We start from the raw sequence: 16,375 nt of genomic DNA on the forward strand, positions 1-16,375 counted from the left end.
TATGGTTGGTTCAATTTTTGGTTGGTTAGGATTGTTATTTGCGGGCATGCCAGTAGGTTTTTCACTTATTTTTGTTGCATTAGCTTTTCTCATTCTCACCAATAGTACAGGGATTAATTTTGCGGCTCAGCAAATGCTGGGTGGGATCGACAACTTCACGTTGCTAGCCGTTCCATTTTTTGTGTTAACTGGCCATCTAATGAATAGTGCCGGTATTACAGAAAGAATCTTCAACTTCGCGAAGTCTCTCGTTGGCCATATTACGGGCAGCTTGGGTCATGTAAATATCATGGCAAGCTTGTTGTTCTCTGGAATGTCAGGCTCAGCATTGGCAGATGCAGGTGGGTTAGGTCAGCTTGAAATCAAATCCATGCGTGATGCGAAGTATCACGATGATTTCGCGGGCGGTCTGACAGCGGCATCTTGCATCATTGGTCCTCTGGTGCCGCCATCAGTACCACTAGTCATATACGGTGTGGTTTCCAATACCTCTATTGGCGCATTATTTTTAGCGGGTGCGATACCTGGTTTGCTGTGTTGTATTGCCTTGATGGTGATGAGTTATTTTATCTGCAAAAAGCGCGGATATATGACATTGCCTAAAGCGAGTAGACGTGAGCAATTTAAATCACTTAAAGAAGCATTTTTATCGTTGCTGACGCCAGTTATTATCATTGGTGGGATCTTCTCTGGTAAATTTACGCCAACTGAAGCGGCTGCTGTTTCATCTCTCTACGCACTATTTTTAGGTACAGTTGTTTATAACACGCTCACGTTACATGGTTTCATCGAAATTCTGAAAGAAACGGTCAATACCACAGCCGTGGTTGCTCTGATGGTTATGGGCGTGACTGTTTTTGGGTGGATTGTGGCTCGCGAACAGTTACCACAGATGTTGGCTGATTATTTCTTAACAATCAGTGATAACCCACTCGTACTGCTTCTGTTGATCAACTTGTTGCTCCTCTTCTTGGGTACGTTTATTGAGTCATTGGCCTTGCTGTTGCTGCTAGTTCCATTCTTGGTGCCAGTGGCTTCAGCGGTGGGTATCGATCCTGTTCACTTCGGTGTTATGGCGATTCTTAACCTAATGATCGGCATTCTTACCCCTCCAATGGGAATGGCTTTATACGTGGTTTCTCGAGTCGGAGATATTCCATTCCATACGCTTACGCGTGGTGTTTTACCACTACTGGTGCCGTTATTCATCGTATTGGCGCTGGTGGCTGTATTCCCTCAATTTACTCTGCTGCTACCGGAATTATTCCTCGGATACGGACAGTAGTTGAACTAGCGAACTTATAGAATTTAAAGGTAAACAAAATGAAAAAATTAACAGGTTTGATTGCTGCTCCACATACGCCTTTCACAAAAGATAACAAGGTTAATTTTGCGGCGATTGACCAAATTGCTGAGCTTCTGATTGAACAAGGAGTGAAAGGTGCTTATGTCTGCGGAACGACAGGTGAGGGGATCCATTGCTCTGTCGAAGAAAGAATAGCCATTGCAGAACGTTGGGTGAAAGCCGTTGATGGGAAGTTAGATGTTATTTTACATACAGGCGCTTTAAGTATTGTTGATACCCTCAACTTGACAGAGCACGCTGAAACACTGGATATCTTTGCTACCTCCGCTATTGGCCCATGCTTTTTCAAACCGGGAAGTGTTGATGATTTAGTTGAGTATTGTGCTCAAGTTGCTGCCGCAGCTCCTTCAAAAGGTTTTTATTACTACCACTCAGGAATGTCGGGTGTGAATCTAGATTTAGAGCAGTTCTTGATTAAAGGCGAACAGCGCATTCCTAATCTTTATGGCGCAAAATTCAATAATGCTGATTTGTATGAATACCAGCGTTGCGTGCGAGTATCGAATCGCAAATTTGATATTCCATTTGGTGTGGATGAGTTTTTACCTGCTGGTTTAGCCGTCGGTGCGGTAGGCGCAGTTGGTAGCACTTATAACTATGCTGCTCCATTGTATTTGAAAATCATTGAAGCATTTAACCATGGCAAACATGATGAAGTCGCAGCGTTGATGGATAAAGTGATTGCGATTATTCGAGTATTGGTCGAATACGGCGGTGTTGCGGCAGGTAAAGTTGCCATGCAGTTACATGGTATTGATGCTGGGGATCCCCGCTTACCTATTCGTTCATTGAATGACAAGCAGAAAGCGGATGTGCTTGCGAAGATGCGTGATGCTGGGTTCCTGTCGATCTAAATAAAGGCTAGGGAGGAATATTCATCCTCCCTAAAAGAAGATTTAAGAACAAATTATCATGATGATGTATTAATAGATCTAGGTCTTTGGTACTTTTATGGTAGTCAAAAGAATATTAAGGACTCCAAGTGAATTTGCCTAAAAATCTGATGGTTCGATTGCGCTCGAATACCGAACCTTTGAGCAAAAAACTCAGAGTTGTTGCTGATTATGTGCTCGAAAATGCACATGAAGTTCAGTATCAGACGATCACCGATCTAGCGTTTAATACAAAAACAAGCGAAGCCACTGTAGTCAGGCTATGCCGTGATTTGGGCTACAAAGGTTATTCGGATTTTAGAATGGCATTGGCGGTTGATCTTAGTCAGTCTGCAAACCAATCTCAGCCCAAAATGGATGGCGATATTTGCGAAGTTTCTGCGCAAAGCGCGGTAGATAGTTTAATGGATACTGCAAAACTGATAGACAGAGCTGCCTTAAATAGAATATGTGAGTTGGTTCATGGTGCTAAGTTTATTGGGTGTGTTGGTGTGGGAGCATCCAGTATCGTCGGTCGCTATTTGGCGTACCGATTAGTGAGAATAGGTAAAAAAGCCATCATGTATGAAGATACACACTTGGCGGCAATGAGTGCTGGACAGAGTGTTGTCGGGGATGCATGGTTTGCAATATCGAGCTCAGGGTCTACAAAAGAGGTGGTTCATGCGGCCACCCAGGCTCATCAACGCGGTGTGCCAGTTGTATCTCTTACGAATATTAGCCATAGCCCACTTTCTTCGATTTCAGATGAAATGTTAGTGGCTGCAAGGCCTGAAGGCCCTCTCACTGGCGGTGCTTTTTCTTCTAAAGTTGGTGCTTTGTTGCTTGTTGATGTTTTGATTAACACACTTTTAGATGTATATCCTGAATATTCAGCCTCCGTATTTGGTACTGCGGAAGTGGTTTTACCTTTAATGGATAGTTAAGCAGTATTTAACAAGTTTGAAACCCATCAAGATATTGATGGGTTTTTTTAGCATATTTCATGAAGATATTTTTTACTTTAATTAACTGCAAGGAAATTAATCTTCAAAAAAGGTGTTAAAGTTCAGTTTCTCATTGAGCACCTGACAAAAGTATGGATATTAATTAATAAGGACAAACCAATGAATATGAAAACTCTATTGACTTACGCTACGTTACTTTCTGTGACAGCATTTAGTCATGTTGTCTATGCCGATAATCAATGGTCTGATTTACCTACTGGATTTAAAGATGGGGTTGGTGCACAAGTTGGTTCAAAAGTGTATGTAGGACTGGGATCTCTGGGGAAAAGCTTTTATGTACTTGATTTGAATTCATTATCGAAAGGATGGCAAAAGATTGCTGATTTTACCGGTGCTGAACGAAGTGGAGCGACGGCATCTGTAATCGGAAATGATATTTATCTCTTTGGTGGCTCCGGCAAAGCAGAACCGTCTGATCCATCGCCTATTTTGTTTGATTCGGTATATCGCTACGACACCAAGAAAGATTCATGGGAGAAAATGAACACTACCTCGCCTGTAGGACTTCTTGGAGCTTCTTCTTATTCTCCGGACAATAGACAGATCCTCTTCTTTGGTGGTTATAACAAAGCCTATTTTGATCGCTATCTGCGAGATATATCGACCACTGACAAGCAAGTAAATCCTGAAGTATGGCAACGTATAGTTGATGATTATATGGGAATGAAGCCTACGGATTATAAATGGAACCGAAATGTGATCAGTTATTTGCCTGAAAAACAAGAGTGGCGTGATTTAGGCGTGTCTCCGTATCTCCCTAATTGTGGTAGCGCAACCGTTATTGAAGGGAACAAAGTAACTCTCATCAGTGGTGAGATAAAACCGGGTTTACGCACCGCTGAAGTTAAGCAATATGAATTTGGAATGGATCAACCGTGGAAAAGTTTGTTGCCCTTACCTGCACCCCAAACGAGCAATATCCAAGAGGGTGTTGCAGGTGCATTTTCTGGGAAGACAAATGGAGTTGTAGTTGTTGCTGGTGGAGCGAATTTCCATGGTGCGAAACAAGCATTTGAAAACGGAAAAATGTTCGCACATGAAGGGCTGCCTAAGGCGTTTAATTCCGAAATTTATGTAGAAAAAGAGGGCATTTGGTCAACGGTAAATTCGCTTCCTGAGGGCTTGGCATATGGGGCTTCATTTACTACATCAGAGGGTGTTTTAATTGTTGGTGGAGAAAAAAGTGGTAAAGAAATGAGTCATAAGGTTTATATGTTGGCTTGGAATGGCTCTACTGTTGAAGTGATAGACTAATTAAGGAGAGCATTATGGCAATCTCATTTCAATTACTCCCTGAGCTTCCAGTAGGAATTAAACACGGAGTGGGTGGAATAATAGGTCAAAAATTGTATGCAGGGCTTGGTAGTTCTGGAAATGCATTTTTTGTTTTAGACCTAAAAGATATGAATAGTGGTTGGAAGTCGGCTGCTGACTTTCCGGGAATTGCTCGAAATGATGCTGCCTATACAGTCTGTGGTAACAAGCTTTATGTTTTTTCAGGTGCAGGGATAGAGGGCAATAACAGCTTTCCAACAGTTTTAATGGATGGTTATGTATTTGATAGTCAAATCAATCAATGGAAACGATTAGAGAGAACACTTCCTACCGGCTTTCTTGGCGCATCTTGTTGTAGTCTATCATCGACGGACATCATTTTTTTCGGAGGGTATGATAAGGATACATTTAATAACTTCCTTTCTGAAATCTCAAAAATTGATGTAACAAAAGAGCCTAATAGATATAAAGAGCTTATTACTATATTTATGTCTCAAGCAATAGATAACTATAATTGGAATAGAAATATTTTGTCATTTACACCATGCAATGAACACTGGTCAGTTGTTGGTGAAAACCCATTTAAACCTAATTGTGGTTCTGGAATAATTCATAAAGACAACGTTGTAACTTTGATTGAAGGGGAAGTGAAGCCAGGTCTGAGAAGCTTAGAGACTAAGCGCTACTTTTTTAAAGAAGGAAAACTGGAATATTCTGATAGTTGTGCGTCTATTATTGATATAAGTAAAAATCATGAGGGGCTAGCTGGGCATTTTTTCGGTGAAATTGACAATAAGATAATTGTTATTGGTGGTGCATATTTTATTGGTAGTCAAGACGCATTCATAAATGGAAGCTTATATGCCCATAATGGCCTTATTAAACACTTTAGTTCGAATGTTTGGATTTTTGATGGTAAATCCTGGGAGAATAAATGCCAATTAGACGCAGGTATTGCCTATGGTGTTTCCGCTTCAAACGGAAAAGCTATGTATGTTTTAGGGGGAGAAAACTCTAATGGTGATGCAATGACAAGATGCTTATCATTATTAATGGATTAATTTTTTATAGTTATGCGCTTCGTCATTAACAATGGGAATGAATGTATTAAATGTTTCAATGAACCTACTCCAAAACGTAGGATATAAGCTCATCCCGATTCCCCAGCACAATCTGTTGTCCTTGAGGATTAGATTTTTGTACATAGATATCAATGTTATAGGTATCAAGTACATAGCGAACGAGTGACGCGTTGGTGGCAATTCGCAAAACGCCGTCACACATCGCATAATCTTTTTCTATCACCGCGCGTTGTTTTTCATTTAGGCGAAGATCGGGGATGAGCTCTACGTTCACTTTGGTATTCCAAAGTACATCGTCACGTTTACCGTGTATCGCATTATTGTTGATATCGGGAATACCTTGTATGCGGCTTAAGACAAAATCACGATAGCCACCAGCCTGTTCACAATAAGCGCGAACATGCCAGCGTAATGGTGTGCAAACAAGAGTATGCGGGGAAATAATGCGCTCAGATTGCTCACCATCTTTTAGCGATGTGTAGCAAATATCGACACGTTTTTTCTCTCGTATCGCCTGCACCAAAGGACGTAATACTTGTGGCGAAATATTGCGTGTTACTGGGCGAACCATAGTGGAATGTTCAAAGCCCATATCGAGCTCATTAAAAGTGACCGTCATATCCTCACTACGCGAAAGAATATGCAAGTATTCATCGGCATGGCCAGAGGTGAGTTTAGGGCTAAAGCTATCACTGGGTTTATAGCCTTTGAGGTACTTATCGTAAACCAAGTTGCCAGGTGCAATCTCCGCAAGATAAGTATTGATGTCTTTGGAAGCTTGTTGACGCCCGATACCAAAGCTCTGGATCAGATGGTTGGTGGTCAAACGCCCTTCCCATAAAGCAATAATCTCAATCATTCGGTATCGAAACAGCAGATCCCATCGAATTGGCCATGCACTCATTGTTAGATTCCTGTCTAGTTATTCGACATGTTCATGTATTCAGTGTTTACCTGTCGCCGTTAAGTAGACATTATGAGTTTAGTTTCAATCTATGCATAGTCTTGGTGAATCAAAACTTAGAACTTTGTGGATAAGGTAGTGGAAATGGTTGCCCCTAAAAGTCTTGTTTTTCAATTACACCGTCACTGGGAAGTGGTTGAGCAGTTAACCCGGCTTTCACGAGAGTTCCCTGCATTTGAGCTCCGTATCCTCGAACAAGTGATAAACCAGTACAAAAACAAAGATGCAGATACTAACAGCGTGCTGGCGAGTCTTATCAACGCGGATATCTTGCAGCCTATCAGCCGAAGTAGTGATTATCAGTTCAACACGCTGGTGATGGATTTTGTACGTGGATTGACTCATGAGCATGAGCTTGGTTTGTCCGCGGTACTTAAAGCTCGCGTTGAGGCTATCAAAAACGCCACCAGCCAAGTACTAAAGGGACTTGAAGATACCGATAATGATTTACTGCGTTCAGGCGCTAACCAATTGTCAGAGCTGACGAGAAAGATCGCCCAACAATTAACACAAGACAAGCAAGCCATTTTTGACATTGCTGAAGCGGCTAAATCCGCAGACACCAGTGTGCCAATTGAACGCCGCTATCGTGAAGTACTAGAAGTGTACGACCAATACGTTGAACCCATGAATGAAATGATGGATAGCGGTCTTGGAGGCAGTTTCTACCCATTGTTGGAAAAAGCAGAAGAAGCACTAGACAAAGCCGTTGATACTTTGGCTATTCGCGGCTCTTTGTATCAACAAAGGTTAGCAATGCGTCAGATTGCTTATCAAGTCAAAGATCTTCGTTACCAAGGGCGGGTCATCGCTCAGCAATGTGCAGATACCTTGTTACCGCTGAGAGAGGAAGCGAGGCTACATAACCAGCTTTCTGCTGTGATTAGCAAGCAAATAAGCCAAGTTCGTAAGAAGGGCCTAGTTCGAGGGTTAAATGCAGTCGGCTTACCATTATGGAAAGCCAGTCGTACCAGTAAAATTCAGATTGGGAACGAAGTGCGTGAACTGATGGCTGAATTTTTGAGTTTTGAACCCAATTCAATTCCTTTTCCGGATGAAGAAGAGCTCTCTGATAGCCTCTTAGTGAATTGGATCGATGAGCAGCGATTGCGTGAACAACTTTCAGCAGAATTGCCGGTTGAGAATCTCATGACTTGGTTAACGACACACTATCGCTATTTACCTGATACGGAATTACTCCGTCTCTATCATGAACTGGTGCGAGAACCACAATGGCAAAGCCTGTTGGGTCCAAATCGTTGTACCACAACGCTCAGTACCGTCTCTGTCACTTATCATCCTCATCAACTAACGACCTTGACTCGCTCAACAAGTGCAAAGGATATGGATAATGCAAAATAGCAAACTCGACTTAACTGAGCTGACACATCTCACAGAACTGTTCAACTTATTCAATTCAGGTCGGCACCTGAACCGTTCGACAGATGCGGCCCTGTGGTATGAACTCGAACAGAAATCGGAACAGTATCGACATCTATTTTCTAACCTAGGGTTTGAGCTACGTATCGATGGCCGTGGTTTTGCTTGGTTTCATGACGATGAAGGGAATCAAAACATCAACAAGCAATCGCGACAGTTGGCGCTTTTGCTGATGGTGATTTTTGACTACCAAGCGGACAATGGTCGCTCTTTGAGTCAGTTTTATCAGTGGACCATTAACAATAAAGTGCTAAATGAGGTCTATGAAAAGCATCAAGGATTGTTGGATGCAGAAGAGTTAGATCAAGGGGGATTGGTAAGAGTCCTCGAAAATGCGGTGCGAAAAGGCTTTGCGATTCAAGAAAACAACCACTGGCGCTTATTGCCTTCGGTATATCGTTACTTAGACCACTTTGAGGCGATTACCGAACAAGCCTCTGTTAGCGATGGAGTCACGGATGAGGAGGATGAATCATGCTAAATTACGGCTTCCAACGTCTCGCATTAATTGGCAGTGCTGGATATCAGCGAGCAGAGCTGCCACTGGATGATTCTGTGTCATTAATCGCACCAAATAATCACGGTAAAACCAGTTTAATCAACGCCCTCCAGTTTCTACTGATCATTGACCAAAGAAGAATGGACTTTGGCTCTCATAGCGTCGAAAAAGCACGTCGTTTCTATTTCCCAAACAACAGCGCATACATCCTGCTTGAAGTCATACTTCCTCAAACCGGAACCGTTGTTTTCGGCTGCGTAGGTAAAGGCGTAGGCCACGATTATGAATACTTTGCCTACAAAGGAGAATTAAACCTAGATGATTACCGTTTGGCGGATGGTCATATTGTTACTCAACCCAAACTGGTCAACCATCTAGCTAGCCACCAGCACAGGGTCTATCAATACAATGAAAGAGATTTTCGTCATTTGATTTACGGTGGTGCAAAGAGTAAGAGAAGCGGTGACATCGACTTTACGGTATTCAAGCTTGAACACGTAAGCGATGCACGCTCTTACCAGCAAGTGCTCACCAAAACGCTTAGATTGGATAAGCTCAATTCCAGTGATGTAAAAGAGAACTTGCTCAAGATATTTAGCCGTGAGCTGCCCAATGCGAGTATCGATTTTAAGCAAGAATGGGAGAAGGCATTTCAAGATATCAACTTAGAGCGGGAGCAATATCTAGCAGCGGTGAATAATCTTGCGACCATCGAAGAGCTGGAGCATAAGTTTCAACGTACATTGTCGTTAAGAGGCAGAATTGCAGCGGCACAGCCCAAAGTGAACCAATTATTGCAAGATTGGCACGGACACGTTCAAACAACGAGAGAAAAATTATCAGCACAAAAGCATCAGCTTGAAGAAGAACAAAATCAGTTACATCACCAAGATATTGCTCGCGTTGAAGCACGCAGTGGGTTAAACAACAAGCTCACTGATCTAAAACGTACCGAAGAGCAGTACCAAGAGCTTCAAGCTCGCTTTGCGTTGATTCCGAATCACGCCTATTTAGAGAGCCAGCTCAATCTAGCAAAACAAAGTTATGAAGAACAGGCCGCGCTATGTATTCAATCGCAACGCTCTTCTTCATCAGATTTAGCCAGGCAGTTAAAAGAACGGACAGAAAAGCGCCAAAAGTTGGAAACGCAGCGGCAAACTCTAGACGATAATTTGTACCTTCATCTCTCCAAATTGCTCGAAGCGCATGAGCTAGAAAAACTGAACAAAGTACTGAGTCAGCAAGTGATGCAGCGTTCACCTTCGCACTATTCACTCGATATCAATCAGCTTCGAGAAGTGCTGAGTGGTGAAGCGGCCCCGACGCTCACTCTTTCTGGTTTAACCATATCTCTTGATGAGCTCATTCCTCAACATGTTCAAAAGACCGAACAAGAGCTGGTGGAAGAGCTAGATAGTGTTAATCAGCAGATAAATAGCCTGACAGAACTGCTAGAGGTCAGTCAGCAAAGAGATTTGGCGGAAAAGAAAAAGAACGAATTGCACGGCGCTGTGAAAGAGTGTGAAAGGGCGCTCATCGATTATCAGCAACTTGAGCAACTCACCGCGAATCAGTCTCAACGTAGAGAAGAACAAGCCAAGATCGAGCAAGAGATCACAGCGATTGATCATGCTTTAGCAAGTGCGAAAGAGCGCTATCAAGCGCTGATAGAACAAATCAACAAGACTTCGGAAAAGCTCAGTAAGTTAACTTCAGATAATAACCGTGTTGAGTCGCTCAAAGAGCAAAGAATGGATGATCAATCCCTCTTTACGACGCTATCGGAACAACCTCATACCCCATGGATAGCGACCGAAGAATGGAGCTTGGAGTTTCTCCCCATTCGCCTTGAACAGTTCATCAACGATTGCCGGGAACTGGATAACCTTTCTAAAGAGCTACGCCAAATGAAAAATGAGTTGGCTCAGAAAGGGCTCACAAAGTTTCAAATGGCACCCACTCAAGACGAAGAGCTAAAAGGCATCATTCAATTTAGCCATTGTTTGGATGACGAAAAGCAAGCGTTAGAAAAGTGGGCGCGTTCTAAAGTTGTTACAGTAGCAGCGAGTTTAAGAGAGCTGAGAAGTGGCCTTTATACGCTGCAAAGCAAGATGAAGGAATTCAACCGATTAATCAGTCACAGACAGCTATCTGATTTGAAAACCTTCAAAATCGAACCTGTCGAGGAAAGCTTGCTTGTGAATGCGATGAATGTGTTGATACAGCAAGCAGAGCAGACAGATTCGGGGCAAAGTTTCGATCTGTTCGATCAAGCGAGCATTTTGGATGATGCAGATCTAGAGCGAGCGAAAAATACGTTAATTGAAGAGGGCAATGCTCGCCAAGGATTAAGAGTCGCAGACTTATTTAGGCTTGAGTTTGTCGTGGCAAAGCAGGGGCAACCGCAAGAGTCTTTTGAAGATATTGATAGCGCAGCGTCTAACGGCACGGTATTGATGGCGAAGTTAGTCACCGGCCTTGCCATGCTGCACCTAATGCAAGACAAACGCCACCAAATGAAAGCAGTCTGCTATTTGGACGAAGCGTTAGCATTGGATACCAAGAACCAAGCCAACTTAATTGAGATAGCAGAGCAATTTGGCTTCGCGTTAATTTTTGCCTCGCCAGCACCGTTAACCACCGCTCGTTATTGTGTACCAATTCACCAAGTGAATGGTAAAAACGTCATAAGCCGTAATAGCTGGCAGCTATTGTCGCCCATCGAAAGTCGTATTGTGACTCAGCCAATAGCGGAGACATCACAATGAGTCAGCCATTGATTGCCGCCTTAAAACGGCTCATGAACGCACATCCAGACTCGATTGCAGCGAGCACAATGACGACAGCGCAGAAAAGGCAACTCGACGAATTTTGCCGAAAGACTCACAGCGTGCGAATGACGCCTAGCGGCAGAGGGGTTGCCTACCGCATTGAAGATCTCGCCGTCGTGACCGTGACCCTACAGCAATTGTCACCACATCAAGACTTACCGTTATCGATTCCGCCAAGAGCCGCGAACATCGCCAGCACTCGAAGTAGTAAACAGGGAAGAATCACCCACGATGTTACTCATGTATTTATTAAGACCCAAGCTCAGCCGAACTGGTTTGACGGAGATAGGCCAACAGAACAGTTACAACGAGCGAGCGAAGAGTTTGGCGTTGCCGCTCTAGAAATCGGCGGCGACAAAAATCATTCACTGTATAGCAAACATCCTATCTGGCTCGTGGAGAACCAAGAGCTGTTTGATAGGCTTGATTGGTTGCCAGCTTCGGAGCCCACCAGCGTAATTTGGTATCGTGGCCAACTGCACAATAAGTTGATCGATTGGCTGGCACCTCCGCAGCGGTCGCCATTCATCTATTTATTTGCTGATTATGATGGAGTAGGGCTGAACAATTACCGCCGCTTAAAAGAGCGGCTCGGAGAGAGAGCCACTTTTTGGCTGATGCCGAATTGGCGCATCTTATTAACTCGCTATGGCCAAAATAAACTCTGGATTGATACTGCACGAGAGTTTGAATCCTTTGAGCGTAATGCTGGCCAATGGCTCGAACAGGAAAATGAGTTAAAAGCACTTATACAAGAAATGAAGAAACAGGGGTTGGCGTTAGAACAAGAAGTGGTTTGGCTAAATAGTGCGTTTTAACTCTGTGAGTAATACCAACAAGTTCAGCGCTTTTGAGCAGAGATTAAGCGCACAATCTCATAACCATACCTAGAACATTGCCCACGGATCTGTTTTTTCATATTCTCTCACCATCAAAATTGTCAACGTAATCGGTTAGAGCTAACACGCTGAAATAAATGTCTAAATTTTAATCGAAAAGCATTGGCTACGTATCTGAAGCTTGCAGAAAAAAAATACCTATCGGTTTACCAGTGAAAGCAAGTTACTTGGCATTAACGTGGGTGCTTCTTGGGCTTAGAACGTGAGGTCTTCGAAGCTTGGATTTGAGAGCAAAAATAGGCTTAATTGAGTCTCCAAACACAAGATTACGTGAATGTGCCAATGATTTTTCAAGAAATTGGCCAACACTAGAAAAGAATAGAGCGCAATCAATATGAACAAACAACAGTTAGCGGCAAAAATCTGGGAATCGGCAAACCAGATGCGTTCGAAGATCGAAGCAAACGAATACAAAGACTATATCTTAGGTTTCATCTTCTATAAATATCTCAGCGATCAACAGGTGCAGTTTGTTACCAAAGAAGAGATGACACCGGAGGAGATTAAGGCTTTAACTGAAGAAGATGCTGAAACGGTCAAATACATTCAAGATAATCTCGGCTACTTCATTGCTTATGATAACTTGTTTTCAACTTGGATTGATCCAACGTCTAACTTTGACGAGTCTAATATTCGTGATGCACTCTCGGCGTTTAGTCGCTTGATTTCGCCTACCTACAAAAAACTGTTTGAGGGTATTTTCACCACCCTGGAAACGGGCCTAAGCAAACTCGGTGAAAGCGCGGGTAAGCGCACAAAAGCCATTAGTGACCTACTGCATTTGATCAAAAGTATCCCAATGAACGGCAAGCAAGGCTATGACGTGCTGGGCTACATCTACGAATACCTGATTGAAAAATTTGCCGCTAATGCCGGAAAAAAAGCCGGAGAGTTTTATACGCCTCATGAAGTCTCGGTACTGATGTCGCACATCATCGCTCACGAGTTAAAACACAAAGACACCATCGAGATTTACGATCCAACGTCGGGATCTGGCTCGCTATTGATCAATATTGGTGAAGCGGTTGAAAAATACGCGAAAAACAAAGACAGCATTACCTATTATGCCCAAGAGTTGAAAGCCAACACCTACAACCTCACCCGTATGAACCTCATCATGCGGGGCATTAAAGCCAGCAACATTAAAACCCGTAATGGCGACACTTTAGAAGACGATTGGCCGTATTTTGATGAAAACGATCCACAAGGCACTTACCACGCCTTGTATGTGGATGCCGTTGTATCAAACCCACCTTATTCACAACAATGGGATCCAAGCTATAAAGAGAGTGACCCTCGCTACTCGCGTTTTGGTCTAGCCCCCAAAACCAAGGCCGACTTTGCCTTTTTGTTGCACGACCTTTATCACTTAAAACCTGATGGCATAATGACCATTGTATTGCCTCATGGTGTGCTGTTCCGTGGCGGTGAAGAAGGGGAAATCCGTAAGCAACTCATTGAGCAAAACCACATTGACGCCATTATTGGTTTGCCTGGAAATATCTTTTTTGGTACCGGTATTCCTACTGTAATTTTGGTACTCAAACAAAAACGCCAAAATACCGATGTGCTGGTGGTTGATGCGTCAAAGCACTTTATAAAAGAAGGTAAGAACAACAAGCTGCAAGCCAGTGACATTAAGCGCATTGTCGATGCTGTAATCAATAGAGAAAGCATCGAAAAATTCTCGCAAGTGGTGAGTAAGCAAACTCTGCGCGAAAATGGCTACAACCTAAACATACCACGCTATGTTGATTCTTCAGCAGCGGCTGAAAGCTGGGATTTACACGCCACCATGCTAGGCGGCATTCCTAACAGCGAAATTGCCGAGCTAAATCCTTACTGGCTTGCTTTCCCGCAGTTACGTAGTGCTCTGTTTAAAGCTAAATCTAGTGCCTACAGTGAGTTAGCCATTACCAAAAACACAGTTAATGCCAACATCAGTAGCCACCCACAGGTGTTGGAGTTTATCAGCGCTTACAACCAAGCTTTTGTTGGCTTTGATGATTACTTGAATACTAGCCTTATTCAAGGCTGGGAAGCGGTTAACCGCAACCAGCAAGAGGCAATGTTGAGTGCGGAGCTGTTTACTCGCTTAAAGTCGATTTCCCTCATTGATAAATACCAAGCTTTCCAATGTCTGAACAACCAATGGCAAGTCATCAGTGCTGACCTGGAAATGATGCAAACTGAAGGCTTTACTGCAACCAAACAGGTTGATCCAAATATCATTATCAAGAAAAAAGACGGTAAAGAAGCCGAGGTACAAGACAAAGTGACGCCTTGGAAAGGTCATATATTGCCATTTGGTTTAGTGCAACAAACCTACTTAAGCGATGACCTAGCATCATTGACTAAACAAGATAGTCGCTTGGCAGAAATAGCTAGTGCACTTGAAGAGATCTTAGATTCTCTAAGCGAAGAAGAAAAAGAGCTAGATACGGTCAAAGAAAGTAAAGATGCTTTTGCCAATGCCGAAGTCGCCAAGGCAGCGAAAGCCTTCTTAAAAGAACAAAAAGCCAGCAAGCTCAAATTTGCTGAAGACAGCCTGGATCAAGAAGTCAGCTATAAGGCCAAAATTATTCGTGCCAGCAAACTGATTGATGAAGAAAAAAACCTGAAAAAAGCGGTCAAAGAATCGGCCACTAAACTGCACTTGAAAACCAAAACCACTATCGAGGGTTTGACGGGCGAACAAGTAAAAGATTTGCTGCACTTGAAATGGGTCACGCCATTAAGTCTTGAACTCGCCGCCATGCCAAGCGCCGTGATTTCAGAGTTGACCAACCAAGTACAAGCCCTTGCCGATAAATACGCGGTGACTTATTCGCAAGTAGCGAATGAGATAAAAACCACCGAGATTGAGCTAGCAGAAATGATGGGCGAACTCACCGGTAATGAGTTTGATCTGCAAGGCTTGACTGAACTGACTAACTTATTGAAGGGCGCGTAAGATGAGTGTGGAAAAGAATGTTCCTGAGATTCGTTTTAAGGGATTTGGTGGGGAGTGGCAGGAAGATAAGCTAGGGCAACTTTATAGCTTTCAGTACGGTGAGTTTAATAACAACCCAAGCAATGGTGGACAATATCCTGTTTATGGTGCAAATGGAATTATTGGGGGTTATACCAGATTTAATGCTAGATGCTCTGCTGTAATTGGCCATATGGGTGAATATGCTGGTTCTGTCTTGTGGGCGGAGGGTGAGCATTTCGTAACTTATAATGGAACTATTGCTAAACCAAAAAAATCTGATTTCAATCCATTATTCGGATATTTTTCGCTAGTAAAAATGAACTTGAAAAAGGTTTGCGGTGGTAGTGGCCAGCCTTTTCTTTCATATGATGCATTAGAACGACTAGATTTTGTTTTCCCTGCTGAAGCAGAACAAACCGCCATCGGCAACACCTTCCAAAAACTCGATAGCCTAATCAGCCAGCATCAACAAAAGCATGACAAGCTCAGTAACATTAAAAAAGCAATGCTGGAAAAAATGTTCCCCCAAAAATGCGAAACTATCCCAGAAATACGTTTTAAAGGGTTTAGTGGGGAGTGGGAGGATAAACAACTGGGTACTGATGTTGCTGATATCATTGGTGGAGGCACTCCTAGTACCTCTATAGCTGAATTTTGGAACGGTGATATCGATTGGTACTCGCCTACTGAAATTGGTGACAAAGTGTATGCTGAAGGTAGCCAGAAAAAAATTACGGCTCTAGGCCTTAAAAGTTCGTCTGCAAAGCTACTTCCGGCTGGTAGGACGGTTCTATTTACTAGTAGAGCTGGTATAGGTGATATGGCTATTCTTACAAAACCTGGTACTACCAATCAGGGATTTCAATCTTTTGTTGTGAAAGAAGGATTTGTACCTTATTTCATTTATTCCGCAGGCAAACAGATTAAAGAATATGCCCTTAAACATGCGTCAGGCTCGACGTTCTTAGAGATTTCAGGTAAGCAACTTGGACGTATGAAAATTCTTCTGCCTTGCGAAACAGAACAAGCCGCCATTGGCAGCTACTTCCAAAAACTCGATGCGCTGATCAACCAACACCAACAACAGATCACCAAACTTAATAACATCAAGCAAGCCTGCTTGAGCAAGATGTTTGTCTAGGGAG

At 43.0% G+C, this 16,375-nt stretch carries 12 protein-coding genes; 11 read left to right on the plus strand and 1 reads right to left on the minus strand.

Annotation, left to right across the window (positions count from 1 at the left end):
• The first annotated feature begins 1 nt into the window (after position 1).
• The 5 genes from siaM to EPB59_RS04515 all read left to right on the plus strand — a co-directional run bounded on the left by siaM (position 2) and on the right by EPB59_RS04515 (position 5,602).
• Complete coding sequence (gene siaM / locus EPB59_RS04495) at positions 2–1,285, plus strand: sialic acid TRAP transporter large permease SiaM (protein WP_089072366.1); 1,284 nt, start codon at positions 2–4, stop codon at positions 1,283–1,285.
• A gap of 38 nt (positions 1,286–1,323) precedes the next feature.
• The gene (locus tag EPB59_RS04500) at positions 1,324–2,220 is read left to right on the plus strand and encodes a dihydrodipicolinate synthase family protein (protein WP_154171664.1); all 897 of its coding nucleotides are present in this window, start codon (positions 1,324–1,326) and stop codon (positions 2,218–2,220) included.
• Positions 2,221–2,348: 128 nt separating this feature from the next.
• A complete protein-coding gene (locus EPB59_RS04505; protein WP_001052934.1) occupies positions 2,349–3,185 on the plus strand; it encodes a MurR/RpiR family transcriptional regulator in 837 nt (278 codons plus the stop codon).
• A gap of 180 nt (positions 3,186–3,365) precedes the next feature.
• Positions 3,366–4,520, plus strand: a complete 1,155-nt coding sequence (locus EPB59_RS04510; RefSeq protein ID WP_154171665.1) for an N-acetylneuraminate epimerase — start codon at positions 3,366–3,368, stop codon at positions 4,518–4,520.
• Between the two features lie 14 nt (positions 4,521–4,534).
• Positions 4,535–5,602: a YjhT family mutarotase gene (locus EPB59_RS04515; protein WP_154171666.1), complete on the plus strand. Its 1,068-nt coding sequence runs from the start codon at positions 4,535–4,537 to the stop codon at positions 5,600–5,602.
• Positions 5,603–5,666: 64 nt separating this feature from the next.
• Here the strand turns inward: EPB59_RS04515 and EPB59_RS04520 are convergent, their stop codons facing one another.
• Positions 5,667–6,527, minus strand: coding sequence for a helix-turn-helix transcriptional regulator (locus EPB59_RS04520; RefSeq protein ID WP_154171667.1), 861 nt, complete (start codon positions 6,525–6,527; stop codon positions 5,667–5,669).
• 144 nt (positions 6,528–6,671) lie between these two features.
• On the opposite strand from EPB59_RS04520, the gene EPB59_RS04525 reads away from it, so the two are divergent.
• The 6 genes from EPB59_RS04525 to EPB59_RS04550 all read left to right on the plus strand — a co-directional run bounded on the left by EPB59_RS04525 (position 6,672) and on the right by EPB59_RS04550 (position 16,371).
• Positions 6,672–7,949, plus strand: a complete 1,278-nt coding sequence (locus EPB59_RS04525; protein ID WP_154171668.1) for a hypothetical protein — start codon at positions 6,672–6,674, stop codon at positions 7,947–7,949.
• Positions 7,939–8,508 carry a condensin complex protein MksE gene (locus EPB59_RS04530; protein ID WP_045568907.1) on the plus strand — a complete coding sequence of 190 codons (570 nt, stop codon included), beginning with the start codon at positions 7,939–7,941 and terminating at the stop codon, positions 8,506–8,508. Before EPB59_RS04525 ends, EPB59_RS04530 begins: the two co-directional genes overlap by 11 nt.
• On the plus strand, positions 8,502–11,294 hold the full coding sequence (locus tag EPB59_RS04535) for a hypothetical protein (RefSeq protein ID WP_154171669.1): 2,793 nt from the start codon (positions 8,502–8,504) through the stop codon (positions 11,292–11,294). Before EPB59_RS04530 ends, EPB59_RS04535 begins: the two co-directional genes overlap by 7 nt.
• Positions 11,291–12,175, plus strand: a complete 885-nt coding sequence (locus EPB59_RS04540) for a DUF7281 domain-containing protein (protein ID WP_154171670.1) — start codon at positions 11,291–11,293, stop codon at positions 12,173–12,175. Before EPB59_RS04535 ends, EPB59_RS04540 begins: the two co-directional genes overlap by 4 nt.
• Positions 12,176–12,590: 415 nt before the next feature.
• Positions 12,591–15,209, plus strand: a complete 2,619-nt coding sequence (locus EPB59_RS04545; RefSeq protein WP_154171671.1) for a type I restriction-modification system subunit M — start codon at positions 12,591–12,593, stop codon at positions 15,207–15,209.
• Between the two features lies 1 nt (position 15,210).
• The gene (locus tag EPB59_RS04550) at positions 15,211–16,371 is read left to right on the plus strand and encodes a restriction endonuclease subunit S (protein WP_154171672.1); all 1,161 of its coding nucleotides are present in this window, start codon (positions 15,211–15,213) and stop codon (positions 16,369–16,371) included.
• Positions 16,372–16,375 lie beyond the last annotated feature (4 nt).

Origin of the sequence: Vibrio metoecus (genome assembly GCF_009665255.1) — a bacterium.
GTDB lineage: Bacteria > Pseudomonadota > Gammaproteobacteria > Enterobacterales > Vibrionaceae > Vibrio > Vibrio metoecus_B.

What these genes read in the sequence shown, in the direction of transcription:
- siaM (WP_089072366.1), top strand. Translation starts at nt 2, where the DNA reads ATGGTTGGTTCAATTTTTGGTTGGTTAGGATTGTTATTTGCGGGCATG.
- EPB59_RS04500 (WP_154171664.1), top strand. Translation starts at nt 1,324, where the DNA reads ATGAAAAAATTAACAGGTTTGATTGCTGCTCCACATACGCCTTTCACA.
- EPB59_RS04510 (WP_154171665.1), top strand. Translation starts at nt 3,366, where the DNA reads ATGAATATGAAAACTCTATTGACTTACGCTACGTTACTTTCTGTGACA.
- EPB59_RS04515 (WP_154171666.1), top strand. Translation starts at nt 4,535, where the DNA reads ATGGCAATCTCATTTCAATTACTCCCTGAGCTTCCAGTAGGAATTAAA.
- EPB59_RS04520 (WP_154171667.1), bottom strand. Translation starts at nt 6,527, where the DNA reads ATGAGTGCATGGCCAATTCGATGGGATCTGCTGTTTCGATACCGAATG.
- EPB59_RS04525 (WP_154171668.1), top strand. Translation starts at nt 6,672, where the DNA reads ATGGTTGCCCCTAAAAGTCTTGTTTTTCAATTACACCGTCACTGGGAA.
- EPB59_RS04530 (WP_045568907.1), top strand. Translation starts at nt 7,939, where the DNA reads ATGCAAAATAGCAAACTCGACTTAACTGAGCTGACACATCTCACAGAA.
- EPB59_RS04535 (WP_154171669.1), top strand. Translation starts at nt 8,502, where the DNA reads ATGCTAAATTACGGCTTCCAACGTCTCGCATTAATTGGCAGTGCTGGA.
- EPB59_RS04540 (WP_154171670.1), top strand. Translation starts at nt 11,291, where the DNA reads ATGAGTCAGCCATTGATTGCCGCCTTAAAACGGCTCATGAACGCACAT.
- EPB59_RS04545 (WP_154171671.1), top strand. Translation starts at nt 12,591, where the DNA reads ATGAACAAACAACAGTTAGCGGCAAAAATCTGGGAATCGGCAAACCAG.
- EPB59_RS04550 (WP_154171672.1), top strand. Translation starts at nt 15,211, where the DNA reads ATGAGTGTGGAAAAGAATGTTCCTGAGATTCGTTTTAAGGGATTTGGT.